Raw genomic sequence first — 15,546 nt, forward strand, 5'->3', positions numbered from 1 at the left:
AATGGTCCGGGCCTGATGGCAAATCGCCGGCCCGGCTCTTTGTCGGCAATCGCATCCAGGAGGCCCCATGTCTTCAGATATCGTCAATATCCGCCCACAACCCGATCAAGTGCTGGTTGACATCGCCGACTACGTGCTCGATTATCGAATCAACAGCGGCCTGGCCTATGAAACGGCCCGGAACTGCCTGATCGACACACTGGGCTGCGGCCTGGAAGCCCTGGAATATCCGGCCTGCGCCAAGCTGATGGGGCCGATCGTTTCCGGCACGGTGGTCCCGCATGGCGCCAGGGTGCCCGGCACGCCCTTCCAGCTCGACCCGGTGCAGGCGGCGTTCAACATCGGCGCCATGATTCGCTGGCTGGACTTCAACGACACCTGGCTGGCCGCCGAGTGGGGGCATCCCTCCGACAACCTTGGCGGCATCCTGGCCGTGGCCGACTGGCTTTCACGCAACGCCGTCGCCCGGGGCGAGGCGCCGCTGACCATGCGCGACGTGCTCACCGCCATGATCCAGGCGCACGAAATCCAGGGATGCATCGCGCTGGAAAACTCCTTCAACCAGGTCGGCCTGGACCATGTCGTGCTGGTCAAGGTGGCCTCCACCGCCGTCGTGTCGCGGCTGCTGGGGTTGTCGCGCGACCAGATCATCGATGCCGTGTCGCAAGCCTGGGTGGATGGGCAAAGCCTGCGCACCTACCGGCATGCGCCGAATGCGGGCAGCCGGAAGAGCTGGGCGGCGGGGGACGCCACCAGCCGGGCCGTGCGCCTGGCGCTCATGACGCAAGCGGGTGAGATGGGCTACCCGTCTGTGCTGACCGCCAAGCGCTGGGGATTCTACGACGTGCTCTTCAAAGGCAGGCCCTTCCGCTTCCAGCGCGCCTACGGCAGCTACGTCATGGAGAACATACTGTTCAAGGTCGCATTTCCAGCCGAGTTCCACGCGCAGACGGCGGCGGAATGCGCCATAGCGCTGCATGGGCAGTTGGGTGCGGCCGGCCGTACCACGGACGACATCGCGCGCATCACCATACGCACGCACGAGGCCTGCATCCGCATCATAGACAAGCAGGGACCGCTGAACAATCCGGCCGACCGCGATCATTGCATTCAATACATCGTTGCCGTCTGCCTTTTGTTCGGTCGCCTGACGGCCGACGACTACGAAGACGGCGTCGCGGCCGACCCGCGCATCGATGCCTTGCGGGCCAAGATCGTCTGCGTGGAAGACCCCATGTTCACGGCGGATTATCACGATCCGGAAAAGCGGTCCATTCCCAACGGCTTGACACTGGAATTCAAGGACGGCGGCGTCATGTCGGAGGTGGTGTGCGAATACCCGCTGGGCCACCGGCGCCGGCGCGCCGAAGGCATTCCGCTGCTGGAGGCCAAGTTCCAGCGCAACCTCGCGCGGCGCTTCCCGGCCGCGCAGCAGCAGCGCATACTGAAAGTGTCGCTCGACCAGCACGCCCTGGAAGCCATGCCGGTGAACGAGTACGTGGATTTGTATATTGCGGGTCGAACCCCGCATGAGGTCTGACTCGCAACGCTGCGCTTTTGCATCTTGTGCAAGGCTGCTTGCCATTCATACTGCTTATTGCCTGAATTGCGCTGCTATAGAATCCTTGACATAAAAATCGTTGCGTGACGAAGTCGCAGCCGGGATACCAATAGCAGGAGCAGGAATGTTTGTCGATCATGACGTTGAGAGGAATTCCGAGAGGCCCGGGGAGATATCGGAGCGCACGGCTGTAAATGAATGGTTGTGGAGCTTTGAAAATGCTTTGCGAGCATGTGACCGGGACGCGTTGCTGTCTTGTTTCGGTGACGAGTGTCATTGGCGCGATATGCTTGCCTTCAGTTGGGACATTGCTCCACACGATGATCAGCAATCCGTTGTCGGGGATTTGATCAAGTATCAGCCTCGCGTCAATGCACGAAATTTTCGGGTGGCGGACGGCCGTACACCACCGCGCCGCGTTCGGCGGCTGGGCAATGACGTCATTGAGGCGATTTTTTCTTTTGAAACCGATGTGGCGCGTTGCAATGGAGTATTGCGACTGCCGGCCGACGGCACAGGGAAGGCTTGGGTATTTTCGAGCTCGCTTACTGAACTGAAAGGGCATGAAGAACCTATTCTGCAGCGTAGGCCGACAGGCATTGCATACTCGCGCAACTTTGGCGGTGCTAACTGGTCGGATTTGCGATCGGCAGAGCAAGCATTTGTGGATCGAGAGCCAGTTGTATTGATCATAGGTGGCGGTCAGGCTGGAATCACCTTGGCGGCGCGGTTGCGCTTGTTGGGCGTTGACGCGTTGGTGATTGAAAGAAAGCCGCGCGTAGGGCAGGTGTGGAGTGACCGCTATCATTCCCTTGCACTTCATAATCAGGTGGCAATAAACCACTTCCCCTATATCCCTTTTCCTCCAAGCTGGCCGAAGTATCTCCCTAAGGATATGTTGGCAAAATTCCTGGAGTTCTATGCCTGGGCGATGGAGTGCAATGTGTGGACGAATACAACGTTCATCATGGGCAATTACGAAGAAGAAAAGGCCGTCTGGAATGCAACTGTCAGATTGAGCGACGGAACGAAGCGTACCCTGCATCCACGGCACCTGGTCTTTGCTAATGGTGTGGCGGGTGGCAAGAAAATGCCGGACCTGCCGGGGCTTGCGGATTTTGAAGGAGAGGTCCTTCATACCGACGATTACTATTCCGGGGCCAAATACAAAGGCAAGCGTGTGCTTGTTGTCGGCACAGGCACCAGCGGCCATGATTGCGCGCAAGACCTACATGGTCACAATGCGAAGGTCAGCTTGATACAGCGCGGTTCCACGACAGTAGTGAGCGTCGAAGCGGCAGCCTTTAACAATACGGTTCACTATCAGGAAAACATTCCCACCGAAGATGCCGACCTGATCGGTACCGCAGCAACATTTCAGCTTTTGCAGCGTGGTTATCAGTTGAATGTGCAGAAGATGAAGGAGCATGATAAAGCTCTGCATGAAGGTTTGCGTGCGCGTGGCTTCAAGCTGGACTTCGGTCCTGATGAGGCTGGCCATCAAATGAAGTTGCGCTCTCGGCATGGCGGCTATTATCTGAATTGTGGATGCTCGGAACTCATCGTGAACGGCGAGATTGGCCTTTTGCAGTGGGAGGATGCAAAAACTTTCGTGAAGGAAGGACTCCTGATGAAGGATGGCCGCATCGAAAAGGCCGATATCGTGGTGACCGCGACCGGCTACTATTCACAAGAGCAGGTCGTCAAGCAGCTTCTAGGCGAAGAAATTGCCTGGAAGGTGGGACCCATCTGGGGTTTGGCGGAAAATGGGGAGTTGCGAAACATGTTCGGGCCCACTCCGCAGAGGGGCCTATGGTTCCTGGGTGGCGGCCTATCTCAGAATCGCGTCTACAGCCATTATCTGGCTATCCAGATCAAGGCGCGTGAGCTGGGTCTTGTTGAATGACAGTCAGGTGGCAAGGGCCAGCATGAGCGAGAAGCTGACCGAACTGGATGAAGTATTCGCCAGTGAAGGCTTGTCGGAGCGCCTGCACCGGGTAGCAGGTCCTATGCATGAATCGGCGCGGAACTTCTGGCGCATGGCGATCGCAGATACGTCCTTGACGCCGCGCATGAAAGAGTTGCTGCTGCTAGCCATGCATGCGACGGCCACGTCCGTCAATGAGAGAGCGATAGCCCGGCATGTCAAACGTGCGGTCGTCGCGGGTGCGAGCGAGTCGGATGTGATTGACGTCCTGGTTTCCGTCGTGGGTGCTGCGAACCATGCATTGTATTTTGCTGTGCCCATCTTGGTGGAGCAATTGCGTCACGTTGAAGGCGAAGATCAAGCCTGTGCCCCTTTGCGCGCGGATGTGGAAATGGTCAAGGCGAGATTCGTGGAAACACGAGGATTCTGGAACCAGGAGAGAGAATCGATTGCGAGCCTGCTCCCGGATTACTTCATTGCATTGTCCAAGATTTCCATGTCGCCTTGGGAAGCTGGGTCGCTGACCCCGAAAGAGCGCGAGTTCATATATATAGCCATTGACTGTTCGGTGACGCATATGTATGGGCCGGGTTTGGCCATGCATATACGAAATGCGCTGAGGCATGGCGCAACTTCAGCGGAAATTCTCGCCATATTTCAACTATCAGCGCTATTGGGGCTTGAGGGTTATATCATGGGTGCCGAGGGGCTGTAACGCCTCATTGAGAGGCAGATGGTAAAAGCCCATAGCTGTGCGCCAGAACAATTCATCCTTCTCATCCGGAGTTGCTGATGAAACGATGCGCTTGAACGCATTCCAGCCGATGCCGTATCCATAGCTTACTTTGTCGGCCGGGAAATTGCTTTCGAACATGCATCGCTTAGGCCCAAAAAGCTCGATGCACGTTTCGATCCAGGGACGCCAAGCCCGTGCAAGTGCTAACGAATTCGGCGCCTTGTCGGCGGATTCGAAGCCGAAACCGGATATTTCCATGCCGAGGCCGCCCAGCTTCATCATTACATTGGGCCGAAGGGACAAGAATTGCAATTGTGTTCTCCAGTAATCAAAGACCGCTTCACGCTGGTTGGCATAGGCGCTGATTCCCAACACGCCTCCGCAGTGATTGACGGCGATAGGCACATTTGGAAAAGCATCAGCAAGGGCCATTATCCGAGGGATCTGGTGAAAATAGAGCCAGGCGTCGAAGGTCAGCTCCAAGCGATCCAAATGCATGAAGCCGGCGCGAAAGGCCTTGGACCGCATCATATCCTCACTGGATGGATATGCCGGATTGCACAGTCGCGTGTCCATGTCCCATGCCGAAGGATGGCGTATGCCGCAAAAGCGGCCGCCCGATGATGTCCTTCCGCCGCATACCCCGATATGTGCTTCAAGCACAGGGCGAACTCCGTCTCCCAGCATGAGATCGGCGAAACCAACTATGCCTGAACATACATATTCTTTGCCGTAGATTCCACTGGCACTCATGGCCGCCACGCCATTGGCGAATTCGGTTTCACCGACCGGGCGAAATGCATTAGGGCCATGGCTTCGGTACATAGACCGTGCCTGCATATAGACGGTGGCACGAACGTCATGACCGCTTTCGCGTATGTCGGAAATCAGATTGTCCAGCAGATAGGTCACACCGGGCCGAACATAAAGATGATGATGCGCATCGACGATCATTTGGTTTGGCTCCAGCGCTTCTTCTTTACATGAGGAACGCTGGGCGATACGTTTCGATATAAGCACTCGTGAATCCGCGCAAGAGTCAAGCAGATACGTCGACATCGCCCAGTTCGGCCGCGATGTTATCGGGCAAACCCAGTTCAAACGCATTAAGGGTGAGGGAGACCATGCAGTAGTAGCCCAGAATGGCGATCAGCTCGACCACGGCCTTTTCCCCCAGGCTCGCAATGGCTCGTTGATATAGCGATGAGGTCAACCGTTGCGTAGTGAGCAGCGACATGGAGATTTCGTAGATCAACGATTCAGCATCATCGAGAAAATAGGGCGGACGGTGTGATGCAATGCATTGAATGATATTAAGATCAAGACCGGCTTTTAACGCCAATGTTTTGTGAGCGGTCCATTCATGGTGAGACGTCCAGTGTCTGGCACAAACCAAAATGGCGAGTTCAACCAATTTGGGCTGCAGCGAAGTTTGAAAGCGAAGCAATTCGCCGAGATGCTGAGCGCGATAAGCGAGTTCAGGATTGCGCAGCCAGGCGACCATGGGTGTCGGGATCTTGCCGCGCAATCCCGCGGCCGTCATGTCGCACACGGCTCGTTGTTCTTGTGTAAGCGGATCGAGAGAAGATAGCGTCATTCGTGCCATGGGATGCTTATCGGAAGTCGGTAATAGTCAGAAAGTGGGGCGTGCGGCCGTTATGCCGCCATCCACCACTAACTCCGTCGCTGTGATATAGCCTGCTTCATCGCTGGCAAGAAATAGTATGGCGTGAGCAACGTCCCACGCATCGCCCATTTTTCCTATTGGCACGCTGGCATGCCTGCGAGCGATCAGTTCTTCTGCATTGCCCATGCCTAATTGGCTGGTGAGCCGGTGCTCGACCAGCGGCGTATGCATGACACCCGGGATCACCGTATTTACTCGGACTCCCTTTTTGACGTATGCGATCGCGGTGGAGCGGCTAAAGGCGAGGACACCGGCTTTCGAGGCAGCGTAGGCGCTACTGACTCTGCCGTCGACCTGAAAGGTCATGCAGCCGATGCTGGATACATTGACAACGGCGCCGCCCCGGCCATGTGCTTCAAATTGGCGTGTCATGATGGGAAGGACGTGTTTGCAGCTAAGAAAGACGGAGGTCAGGTTGAGGTCTATCTGGGCTCTCCAAGTGTCTTCCGTCATTGTTGTAGGGTCGCCTGGCGCGCTGCCTCCCACGTTGTTGACTAGGATGTCTATGCGACCATATCTAGCCATGCATTCGTCGACGGCATGCTGGACGGAAACACTGTCCGTTACATCGCAGCGCAGTCCACGCCATTGTGCAAGCCGTTCATCATGAAACGCCTGCTCCGTTGCTGTCAGCGCCTCGTCGTTGACATCGACCCCGAATACGCTGGCTCCTTGGCGTGCCAGCAAGACAGCAGTGGCTTTTCCGTTTCCCCATCCGGCACCGACCGATCCGGCACCTGTAACGAAGGCCACTTTTCCCACCATACTCAACATTCGTCGGCGCCTCATTCTGGCTGTATGTTTGCATCACGGACAATTTTTTCGGCTCGTTGCATTTCTGTATGGAGCAGCTGCCTCAGGTCTTCGGCATTACCGACCATGGGTGCGGCATTGATCGCTTTTATTCTTTGCTCTGTCTCTGGATCTTTCAGCACAACAGCGAGTGCGCTTGAAAACTTATCGATCGCCGCCTGGGGCGTATTTGCAGGCGAAAACACTGCGACCCATGCGGAAAAGCTGAAATCGGGCAGACCCGATTCGGACACTGTAGGTAGTTCGGGCGCATTTTCAACTCGTTCCGGGCTTGTCACCCCTATGGCTTTGAGCCTGCCGGCGGCGATGTTGGGCAAGGCGGTGGCCACTGGCTCGCAAATGATATCCAGGCGGCCGCCTATCAAATCATTGAGCGCTTGCGGCGAGCTTTTATAGTTAATCATTTGCAAATCGACGCCCGCCATAGTTTTGAAGCTTTCCATACAAATCTTGGCGCCACTGGTGGCGGCACCATAGTTATACTTTCCGGGGCTGGCTTTTGCGAGCGCAATGAATTCCTTCAAGTTATTGGCCGGAATATTGGGATTGATGACCAATACGTTGAAGAAGTCCTTCAAGGCTGTAGATACAGGAGCAAGATCATTGATGGGATGAAAGGGTAGATTCTTGCGTAAATAGTAGTTGGCGGCAACGGTAGAGCTCGACCCCAGCACGTAGGTGTAGCCATCGGGAGCCGCCTTCGCTGCTGCATGCACGCCCATGGCACCTTCTGCGCCAGGACGATTTTCAATGACAACCGGTTGTCCAAGCTTTTCGCTAAGCTTTTCGGCGATCACGCGCGCGACCACATCCGTTGCGCCGCCCGCGCCTAAAGGCACGATCAGCGAAATGGGTTTAGTTGGGTAGTCGGCAGTTGCTTGGCTTATACTCGTGGTGCAGGCTGCGATGACAAAAAAACACGTCAAAGCTATGCTCGATTTCTTCATTATGTCTCCTGTACGCTCTCGCCGTTGTTCTTGGGCCATCGCTGGCGGCTGCACAATTATCCCGTGGCGAACTGCGCCATACAAGGATTCTCCCGCTGCGAAAAAATGAAAGGAGCTTTGCGTGCGGCGCGCGATATCCGACTCCATACGGCTGTATATTGTTCTCCTGATCTGTGTGTGAAGAAATCGAGGATTGCAGATGTCTGACTCTAAGCTTGGTGTTGTGATCGGTGGCGCTAATGGCATAGGCGCTGCTTGCTGCGAGCTGATGGCCCAAAGGGGCTGGCGGGTTGTGGTGATCGATCTGGACGAAACGCAGGCCCGGCAGCTTGCGCGGAGCGTTGGAGGGGTCGGGATGGGTGCCGATATACGGGATTTGAAATCCTTGGAGAGCCTTGCCAACACCATAGAAAAGGACCTGGGGCCAGTCAGGTCGCTGGTGGTTTCCGCTGCCGCGTTTCAGGAGCGCCATTCTCCTGGTGACTTCCCCCTAGACCTGTTTCGCACTGTCATGCAGGTCAATGTTGAAGGCACTTTCAATGCTAACCGGGCATTCGGCGTCCGCATGGTAGAGTCGGGAGGAGGAAGCATAGTCAACATTGCGTCCACGGTTGCACATGGCTCCTCCCCGTTGCATGCATATGGGCCAAGCAAGGCCGCAGTCGTTAACTTGACGCGTAATTTTGCAAGCCAATGGGGCCGCCATGGCATCAGGGTGAACTCTGTGTCCCCGGGGACGACTGAAGTGGCTCGTGTATTGCAACGGCCGCCCGGGCGCTACGCGTCCGATGTTAAGGACCACATGGCGCTAGGCAGGCGAGTGCAGCCCAATGAGGTCGCGGAGGGAGTTGAATTCCTGGCGTCGGATAGGGCTTCCGCCATAACAGGCGTGGATCTATTGATCGATGCAGGTTGGCTGGCAGCCAGCACCTGGGGCCTCTATGGCGGTGTTCCCAAGCCGTCTGAAGACTAGCCCAAATACGCTCTTTCTATCCGGAACCATTTGCTAGAATGGCTTAGGGTTTGGGTCGAAAGGTGGCGTTGATGAATGAATTGGCGAGCATGCAGACTTTCATAAAGGTTGTCGAAACAGGCAGCTTTTCAGCAGTGGCTCGCCATGGCGCTTCGGTCAGCTCAGTGGCAAGGCAGGTCAAAGCGCTGGAAGACGAATTGGGCATCAGGCTGCTTAACCGCAGTACAAGAAGCCTGTCCTTAACCGAGCCTGGTCGTCTGTATTACGAAAGGGCGACTCAAATATTGCGCGATTTGGCCAACGCGAAGCTAGCAGCCAAGTCTTTCCAGGATAGCGTCAAGGGTGTGCTGCGCGTTTCGCTTCGCGTGTCATCGGGCGCAGCGATCATCCCCGCTTTGGCTCCGTTCTTCAAACGGTACCCTGACTTGAAACTCGATATCTCTTTGAGCGATGAAAGATGCGATCTCATTGCCAATCAGATCGATGTCGCGGTGTGGATGGGCGTCATACCGGACGCCGATATCGTTGCTCGCCGCCTGAGTCCAAGCAGAAGAATAGTGTGTGGAGCGCCTTCGTACATTCAGAACCGTGGAATGCCAAAGATCCCGGACGACATTCGGTCTCATGACTGCATCGTGTATACCGCTCCGAAGTATGGAAACATCTGGGCTTTTACAAAGGATGGTAAAGAGCAGGAAATAGAAGTCGATGGTGTCATTCGTTCAGATAACGCCATTGTGCTCAGGTCGTCAGCTGTTGCTGGCTTGGGCTTGATCGTGGTGCACGAGTGGATGGTCAGACCCCTGCTTGCCAATGGACTTCTGGTGCGGGTGCTCGAAGATTACACTGTAAAGCCTATTGACACAGAAGCCGAGCTCTATGTCGTATATCCAAGTAGCCGCGGGCTTTCCCGTAATGTCAGGGTGTTCGTCGATTATTTGCTGACCTTGTTCAACGGCTCGCAGGATCTTGGCACCATAGGGGTTGAGGATGCGAAGCCGGCAAGCTATTTTGGAGAGAAGGCGGCCCTCGTGCCCCCGTCCACCGGAAGTACGGTTCCGGTTACGTAGCATGAGCGCTCTCCCAGAAAAAACAAAATAACGTCCACCACGTCATCGGGTTCAGCTATTCTGCCCAAGGGTGACATGCCTGACGGCCGAAAGCTTGTGCCGATCCCCTCGGGGCCGGGCTGCTCGCAAATCATGGGTGTCGCGACAGTGCCAGGAGCTACGGCATTGACAAGTATATTGGCATCGGCAAGCTCGACGGCAAGAACTCCGACAAGCACATGAAGCGCAGCCTTGGATGCGGCATAGAAACCGGTGCCGACTTTGGGTCGGATTCCACTGATGGAACCAACAAAGACCACTCGTGCAGGATGTCCAGGCGTGCTTCCATTCTTGAGTAAAGGCACGGAGTACCGGGTGCTGAGCCAAGGACCTTTTATGTTGACGTTCATCATCATGTCGATATGCTCCGGTGGCTGATCCACCAGCCGGCCGGCGCGCAGAACGCCGGCCGAGCATATCAAGGCGTCGATTTTCTCTGTCTGGTTCTGAATCTGTTCAAACGCGGCTTGGGTGCTGGCAATGTCGGACACATTGCAGGCCAGATAGCTGAACATTTCCGCACGCATAAACAAAGGTGTTGCGCAATGCGGTGGGGGAGGATTGACGTCCAGAGACCATACCCGCCATCCATCTGCCAGAAGGCGCCTAGCGGTTTGCAATCCTATGCCCGATGAACCGCCCGTTACGACGGCTGTTTTTGACATGTTCGGAAGGCCTTCTTTACTTTATGCGCTTTGCGACTTTGCCCCATGTAATCAGTTCCTGATCTATCCGTGACGTGAACTCCTGCGATGTTCCGGTCACGGGCCGGAAGTTCATTTCGACCGCACGCTGCTGCATTTCTGGGAGCGATGAAATATGATTGAATGCTTTATTCAATTTTTCTGTCACGCTTTGCGGCATACCCGCAGGTCCCAGGATCGCATAGAAAGCATAAACGCTCATTCCCTTGAGCTCAGAAATACTACCCTCTTCAAGAGTCGGCAGCTCGGGCAGAGACGCCAATCGCTCCTTTGCCGTTACGGCGATCCCTTTGATTTTTTCCGCCTTGATCAAAGGAGCGGCCGATGCCGGTACCGCCACGGCAAAATCTATATTGCCCGCCACCAGCTCACGCACGACATCTCCCGCGCTTTTGTAGGGAATATGAGTCATCTGGATGCCAGTCAGACTTTGAATGTATTCGACCAGCAGGTGGCTGGGAGCGCCAGTGCCCGCCGATCCGAAATTGATCACATTGGGGTGGACACGTGCATAATTGACGAGCTCGTCGACTGACTTGATGGGGAACTCGTTCTTTACCGCCAATACTGCATCTGCTTCAGCGATGACTCCGATATGAGTAAAGTCTTTTTTCGGATCATAGGGCATTTCGCGCATGAGCGGCGCCTGGATTACGCCGCCCGTGGTGGCCAGCCATAGAGAATATCCATCAGGAGGCGCCGTTTGAACCGTCCGCCCAGCTATTTGTTCATAGGCTCCGGACTTGTTTTCTACATATACTGGTGTATTCAGCAGCTTTTGCAGCTCCGCAGCGTATAGCCGTGCGATGCTATCGGCCCCGCCGCCAGGGCCAAAGCCTAGAACCAGCTTTATCGGTCTGGACGGATATGTTTGAGCGATGGACTCGGTGACTGCGAACACGGCACCGCACGATAACGCGATTGCAAATAGGCCCTTGCTTAGCATGGCTTGTCTCCTTTTTGCGTCTCAGCATAAAGGATGGGCGGGACGATGGACAGCTGAGTGAATGGGAAGCTATTTTGCGGAGGATGCAAAGGTATCAGGAGGTTCGCAGGTTCAGGGCCGTCGAGGGCCGGGCCCCATAAGAGCGATCCCCCCCAACTCTGCATCCAGGGGAAACATGGGCCGTTCCAGATTCGTGTAGTTGAACTGCGAAAAGTCCGAGCCGCATACCCCGGGGCCGGCAACCATGACGATATGCTTGGCCAGGCTTCCGAAGCCCGCCAGGAAATGCTGCTTGGATTTGATCAGAATGAACTTCTTCGTTTCGGGCAGTATCCCGGCATGGGTGAAAATGCCGGCGTCGAAAGGCTCCTGGGGTTTCTCCGACACCAGGATCAGGATGCCGCCGGTGTCCAGCACCGCGGTACGGCCAAGGGACAGCCGCATGCCGGTGAACATGGGGCCTGTCACGGTATAGCGGCCGTCCGTGATGTTGACCACGGTGCCGGTTACCCGCAATGGCTTGCCGCGCAGGTTGACGGCCGGCATGTCTGTCTTGCCGCCCAGGTCTATCGTGCACTGCGCGCCCATGCCTGCGCTGATCAAGGCCTCGACCGAGGCGGGATCCCAGTAAGGTCCGGCGACCGCATCCGTCATGCCCAAGGCCATCATCTCGCGCAATACGCTCATTTCATCGGTCGTGCCGCCCGACGCGCAATTGTCGCCATGGTCCACCAGAAGCACCGGCCCATCCGGCAGGAGGGCGGCCCGGGCCAAGGTCTTTTCGAATGGGTCATATTCGGTGATGAAGTCCGCCCGGCGCCGCCACGCCATGTCGGCCAGTTCATCCAGCAGCTCGACGGCGTCGGCCTGCTTGTTCTTGTCGGCGACGAGTACGATGGAGAGCCCGGTATACGGCGTGTCCGCCAAAGGGAAGCCGGCAAAGACGGATGCGTTCAGCACGCGTCCGCTGCTTTCCGCCGCGCAGGCCTTGTCCATGATGTCTTTCATGGGCTGGCGCGACGGGGACTGATTCAGGATCTGCGTCAGCATGGGCAGGCGCCGCCACAGCAGAACGGGTTCGGCGCGCTTGTCCAGCATGGCGCGCAAGGTCCTGGCCGCGCGTTCGCCGGTCTGGTAGACATCGACGTGTGGATAGGTGCAGTAGCCGGTGACGACGTCGGCATGCCGTATGAACTCGGCGCTCAGGTTCGCATGGAAGTCCAGCGCGGCCACGATGGGCGTATCGGACTGTACGGCGCGCAGCCGGCGCAGCAATTCGCCTTCCGCGTCCAGGTAGCCCTCGGCCACCATGGCGCCATGCAGGTCCAGCAGTATGGCGTCGCAGCCCTTGGCGGCGCTTGCCACGATAGGCGCGACAATGGCCTCGAAGGCCGCACGCGTGACGATGCCGCTGGGCACGGCATTGGCATAGATTGCGAAATCGACTTCGGCGTTCAGTTCTTTCGCCAGGTCCAGATAGGCGGCGACGGCATTGTTGGTGCCTTGGCTTGCCCTGACGGCTTCGACGCCATGGCAGGGGCCTTCGCGCACCGACCCGCGGCTGAAGGACTGAAGCTCGGTGGGCTGGGTCGAAAACGTATTGGTTTCGTGCTTGAACAAGGCGAGAACGAAGCGCATCGCTGATACGGCGTCAGTATGTCAGTATGCCGACCGGCCGCCGTCCGCCGGGATGGAAGCGCCGGTGATCATGCGGGATTCGTCGGACGCCAGGAACAAGGCGATGCCGGCGACGTCTTCGGGCTCGCCGAACCAATATGGGTAGGCCTTGATGGTGTCGTCGACTTTCATGGCGTCTTCGCTCTTGCCGGGCTGGCCGGGTATGCCGTATGTGTCGCGAATGCGCTGGGTATTGATGCGGCCGCAGCAGATCGCGTTTGCCCGCACGCCGTGCTTGGCATACGCGCCCGCCAGGTTGCGGGTGACGGACACGATCGCGCCCTTGGCCGCCGAATAGATATGCGCCTTGCCGGAGCCGCGCAGCGCGGCGCCCGACGACATGTTGACGACGCTGCCGCCGCCGGACGCAATGATTTTGGGGATGGCGTATCGGCAGCCCAGCAGCGTGCCGCGCAGGTCGAGGTTCATGGTCTTGTCCCAGACGTCGAGCGGCACGTCGGTGACCAGCGAGTCTTCGGGCAGGGAACCGCCCGCCGTGTTGAACAGGCAGTGCAGTGCGCCGAAGCCGGCCACGACGTCGTCCACCAGTTGCCGGACGCTGCCGTCGCTGGTCACGTCCACGGCAAACGCCTTGGCCTGGGTCGAATCTGGACAGATGGACGACGCAAGCGACTGCACCGCATCGAACCTGATGTCGGCCAGTGCGACCCGTGCGCCTTCGCGCGCGAACATCTTGGCGGCGCATTCGCCGATGCCGGTGCCGGCGCCGATGATCAGCGCGACTTTGCCAGCCAGGCGTCCGGGCCGGGATACGGTGTTTTCTTGATTGGAAGGCATTTCAGGGTTCTCGATCAAGCGTGGAAGAGGGAACGTTCGTCGTACATGCGGGCGGCCTGTTCCAGCGTGATGAACTGCGCGCCTTTTTCTTGCAGCGACTTCAGAAGCTTATCCAGCATGATCATCCGGTGGCCGCGCCCGATCACGTACGGGTGGCAGGTGTAGGTCAAGATTCCCCAATCACAGGTTTGCCGCATGTATTCGAAGTCGTTCACCCAGTTCTCCAGCACGCCCGAGGCATTCTGCAGCCCGGGCGCCAGCGATTGGCCCACCCTGAGGTATTCGAAATGCGGAAAGTCGTCGAGCGTCCAGCTGATGGGCAATTCGATGAGCGGCGTCGGTTTCCCGAACTGCATGGGTTCATCGACCGAGACCACGTCGCCCTGGCGCACGCGGTAGGGTTCATGGTCGTTGCCCATCATGCTGCTTTCATACAGGAAGCCATGGCGCAGCAAGAGCTCGACCGTGTACGTACTGAGGTCCCACGACGGCGAACGATAGCCGCGCGGAGCGGCGCCGGTCAGTTCGCGGATTTTTTCGATGCCGCGGATCAGGCCGTCTTCCTCTTGTTCCGGCGTCAGGTTGGCGGGAGGCACGTGCGTCCATCCGTGATGGCCGATTTCATGCCCGTAAGCGAGGATTTGTTCGCACTCCCTGGGGTAGGTGCCGATGACGACCCCTGGAATGAAGAACGATGCTTTTATGTCGTAGCGCTTCAGCAGGTCGAGTATGCGGGGAAGGGCGACGGCGCCGAACTCGCCGCGGGAAACGGGGGTGGGCGTGGTCAGGCCGCGCGCCACCAGCCCCGACATTGCATCGAAATCGAAGGTGATACAAGCGTAGTGCCGGTTCATGTCATGCCTTGCTTAGAAAATCCATCAGGTACTGAACGCAGCGCTGCGGGTAGCCGTCGCAAATGTTGTGCGCCGCAGTGTCTATGTATTGAAGCCGTGCGTTCGGAATCCGTTTCTGCATTTCGGCATAGGCATCGGCGTGGCCGATGGATTCCTTGCCGGCCGCGACGATGAGCGTGGGGCACTGGATCTTGCCGAGTTCGTCCATGAAGTCGTGCGTGCACATATGCAGCACGAAGCGCGTAATGAAGGCCGGGTCGTTCGAGCCGGTTTGCTCGATGAACCATTGGACGAGCTCGGGATCGGCGGTGTCGTCGAACCGTTCGTGTATGGTCTGGGCCAGGAATGGCTTGAGGCCGATTTCCTTTATCTTGGGAATCCAGGTGGGGGCATGGCTGTGCTTCAAGCCGGGCGTGGCGGCATAGAGGGCCAGCGTCCCGACTTGCTTCGGGTGCTGTATTGCCAGTTGCTGGGCGACATAGCCGCCGGCTGAGTTCCCGACCACGTGCACGCTGCCTTCGCCCGCCAGGTCGATCAGTTGAGAGGCGTCTTGCACCAGGAGGTCCAGCGAAAACGGGTCGCTTTCCGCGGGCATGCCGGAATTGCCATGGCCGCGCAGATCCATTCTGATGACCCGGTACTTGTGCAGCAAAGTGGGCATCCAGCTGAACCAGCGCGTTGAATTGCCCATGGCGGGATGCAGCAGAAGAACCGTTTCCGGCTTGGCCCATGGCGGCGTGAAATCATCGACGTGGTAGGCGATCTCCAGGCCGTCGTGTGATTTGAAGGTCGAGTGCATGTGGGGTCTGGTACC

15 protein-coding genes are annotated in these 15,546 nt (G+C 57.4%); 5 read left to right on the plus strand and 10 right to left on the minus strand.

Annotated elements, in window-relative coordinates:
- The first annotated feature begins 67 nt into the window (after nt 1-67).
- The 3 genes from H0A72_RS10275 to H0A72_RS10285 all read left to right on the plus strand — a co-directional run bounded on the left by H0A72_RS10275 (nt 68) and on the right by H0A72_RS10285 (nt 4,203).
- Nucleotides 68-1,540 carry a bifunctional 2-methylcitrate dehydratase/aconitate hydratase gene (locus H0A72_RS10275; protein WP_180155002.1) on the plus strand — a complete coding sequence of 491 codons (1,473 nt, stop codon included), beginning with the start codon at nt 68-70 and terminating at the stop codon, nt 1,538-1,540.
- Nucleotides 1,541-1,685: 145 nt separating this feature from the next.
- On the plus strand, nt 1,686-3,467 hold the full coding sequence (locus H0A72_RS10280; RefSeq protein ID WP_180155003.1) for a flavin-containing monooxygenase: 1,782 nt from the start codon (nt 1,686-1,688) through the stop codon (nt 3,465-3,467).
- A 22-nt stretch (nt 3,468-3,489) separates the two neighbouring features.
- The gene (locus tag H0A72_RS10285) at nt 3,490-4,203 is read left to right on the plus strand and encodes a carboxymuconolactone decarboxylase family protein (RefSeq protein ID WP_180155004.1); all 714 of its coding nucleotides are present in this window, start codon (nt 3,490-3,492) and stop codon (nt 4,201-4,203) included.
- Here H0A72_RS10285 and H0A72_RS10290 read toward each other — a convergent pair.
- The 4 genes from H0A72_RS10290 to H0A72_RS10305 form a co-directional block, all read right to left on the minus strand.
- Entirely contained in the window at nt 4,159-5,178 is a 1,020-nt protein-coding gene (locus H0A72_RS10290; protein WP_246436947.1) for an amidohydrolase family protein, read from the minus strand. The two genes, H0A72_RS10285 and H0A72_RS10290, sit on opposite strands and share 45 nt — an antisense overlap.
- An 85-nt stretch (nt 5,179-5,263) precedes the next feature.
- Nucleotides 5,264-5,830 (minus strand): carboxymuconolactone decarboxylase family protein, encoded by a 567-nt coding sequence (locus H0A72_RS10295; RefSeq protein ID WP_180155006.1) that lies wholly within the window; start codon nt 5,828-5,830, stop codon nt 5,264-5,266.
- A 27-nt stretch (nt 5,831-5,857) separates the two neighbouring features.
- Nucleotides 5,858-6,685: an SDR family NAD(P)-dependent oxidoreductase gene (locus tag H0A72_RS10300; protein WP_218953267.1), complete on the minus strand. Its 828-nt coding sequence runs from the start codon at nt 6,683-6,685 to the stop codon at nt 5,858-5,860.
- 11 nt (nt 6,686-6,696) lie between these two features.
- Entirely contained in the window at nt 6,697-7,671 is a 975-nt protein-coding gene (locus H0A72_RS10305) for a Bug family tripartite tricarboxylate transporter substrate binding protein (RefSeq protein ID WP_180155008.1), read from the minus strand.
- Nucleotides 7,672-7,870: 199 nt separating this feature from the next.
- Here H0A72_RS10305 and H0A72_RS10310 point away from each other — a divergent pair, with 199 nt between their 5' ends.
- Nucleotides 7,871-8,644, plus strand: a complete 774-nt coding sequence (locus H0A72_RS10310; RefSeq protein ID WP_180155009.1) for an SDR family NAD(P)-dependent oxidoreductase — start codon at nt 7,871-7,873, stop codon at nt 8,642-8,644.
- Nucleotides 8,645-8,715: 71 nt separating this feature from the next.
- On the plus strand, nt 8,716-9,714 hold the full coding sequence (locus H0A72_RS10315) for a LysR family transcriptional regulator (RefSeq protein WP_180155010.1): 999 nt from the start codon (nt 8,716-8,718) through the stop codon (nt 9,712-9,714).
- Here the strand turns inward: H0A72_RS10315 and H0A72_RS10320 are convergent.
- The 6 genes from H0A72_RS10320 to H0A72_RS10345 all read right to left on the minus strand — a co-directional run bounded on the left by H0A72_RS10320 (nt 9,651) and on the right by H0A72_RS10345 (nt 15,531).
- Nucleotides 9,651-10,418 (minus strand): SDR family NAD(P)-dependent oxidoreductase, encoded by a 768-nt coding sequence (locus H0A72_RS10320; protein ID WP_180155011.1) that lies wholly within the window; start codon nt 10,416-10,418, stop codon nt 9,651-9,653. The genes H0A72_RS10315 and H0A72_RS10320 overlap by 64 nt on opposite strands.
- 16 nt (nt 10,419-10,434) lie before the next feature.
- Entirely contained in the window at nt 10,435-11,403 is a 969-nt protein-coding gene (locus H0A72_RS10325) for a Bug family tripartite tricarboxylate transporter substrate binding protein (protein ID WP_180155012.1), read from the minus strand.
- A 111-nt stretch (nt 11,404-11,514) separates the two neighbouring features.
- Nucleotides 11,515-13,041 carry a M81 family metallopeptidase gene (locus tag H0A72_RS10330; RefSeq protein WP_180155013.1) on the minus strand — a complete coding sequence of 509 codons (1,527 nt, stop codon included), beginning with the start codon at nt 13,039-13,041 and terminating at the stop codon, nt 11,515-11,517.
- 21 nt (nt 13,042-13,062) lie between these two features.
- The gene (locus H0A72_RS10335; RefSeq protein ID WP_180155014.1) at nt 13,063-13,878 is read right to left on the minus strand and encodes an SDR family NAD(P)-dependent oxidoreductase; all 816 of its coding nucleotides are present in this window, start codon (nt 13,876-13,878) and stop codon (nt 13,063-13,065) included.
- 14 nt (nt 13,879-13,892) lie between these two features.
- A complete protein-coding gene (locus tag H0A72_RS10340) occupies nt 13,893-14,732 on the minus strand; it encodes a polysaccharide deacetylase family protein (RefSeq protein ID WP_180155015.1) in 840 nt (279 codons plus the stop codon).
- Nucleotide 14,733: 1 nt separating this feature from the next.
- Nucleotides 14,734-15,531 carry an alpha/beta fold hydrolase gene (locus H0A72_RS10345; RefSeq protein WP_180155016.1) on the minus strand — a complete coding sequence of 266 codons (798 nt, stop codon included), beginning with the start codon at nt 15,529-15,531 and terminating at the stop codon, nt 14,734-14,736.
- Between the last annotated feature and the right edge of the window lie 15 nt (nt 15,532-15,546).

The sequence above is a fragment of the Parapusillimonas granuli genome (genome assembly GCF_013416525.1).
Taxonomy (GTDB): domain Bacteria; phylum Pseudomonadota; class Gammaproteobacteria; order Burkholderiales; family Burkholderiaceae_B; genus Parapusillimonas; species Parapusillimonas granuli.

Bases quoted from the DNA above. Each gene is read 5' to 3' on its own strand.
- H0A72_RS10275 (WP_180155002.1), top strand. From the start codon at position 68: ATGTCTTCAGATATCGTCAATATCCGCCCACAACCCGATCAAGTGCTG.
- H0A72_RS10280 (WP_180155003.1), top strand. From the start codon at position 1,686: ATGTTTGTCGATCATGACGTTGAGAGGAATTCCGAGAGGCCCGGGGAG.
- H0A72_RS10285 (WP_180155004.1), top strand. From the start codon at position 3,490: ATGAGCGAGAAGCTGACCGAACTGGATGAAGTATTCGCCAGTGAAGGC.
- H0A72_RS10290 (WP_246436947.1), bottom strand. From the start codon at position 5,178: ATGATCGTCGATGCGCATCATCATCTTTATGTTCGGCCCGGTGTGACC.
- H0A72_RS10295 (WP_180155006.1), bottom strand. From the start codon at position 5,830: ATGGCACGAATGACGCTATCTTCTCTCGATCCGCTTACACAAGAACAA.
- H0A72_RS10300 (WP_218953267.1), bottom strand. From the start codon at position 6,685: ATGTTGAGTATGGTGGGAAAAGTGGCCTTCGTTACAGGTGCCGGATCG.
- H0A72_RS10305 (WP_180155008.1), bottom strand. From the start codon at position 7,671: ATGAAGAAATCGAGCATAGCTTTGACGTGTTTTTTTGTCATCGCAGCC.
- H0A72_RS10310 (WP_180155009.1), top strand. From the start codon at position 7,871: ATGTCTGACTCTAAGCTTGGTGTTGTGATCGGTGGCGCTAATGGCATA.
- H0A72_RS10315 (WP_180155010.1), top strand. From the start codon at position 8,716: ATGAATGAATTGGCGAGCATGCAGACTTTCATAAAGGTTGTCGAAACA.
- H0A72_RS10320 (WP_180155011.1), bottom strand. From the start codon at position 10,418: ATGTCAAAAACAGCCGTCGTAACGGGCGGTTCATCGGGCATAGGATTG.
- H0A72_RS10325 (WP_180155012.1), bottom strand. From the start codon at position 11,403: ATGCTAAGCAAGGGCCTATTTGCAATCGCGTTATCGTGCGGTGCCGTG.
- H0A72_RS10330 (WP_180155013.1), bottom strand. From the start codon at position 13,041: ATGCGCTTCGTTCTCGCCTTGTTCAAGCACGAAACCAATACGTTTTCG.
- H0A72_RS10335 (WP_180155014.1), bottom strand. From the start codon at position 13,878: ATGCCTTCCAATCAAGAAAACACCGTATCCCGGCCCGGACGCCTGGCT.
- H0A72_RS10340 (WP_180155015.1), bottom strand. From the start codon at position 14,732: ATGAACCGGCACTACGCTTGTATCACCTTCGATTTCGATGCAATGTCG.
- H0A72_RS10345 (WP_180155016.1), bottom strand. From the start codon at position 15,531: ATGCACTCGACCTTCAAATCACACGACGGCCTGGAGATCGCCTACCAC.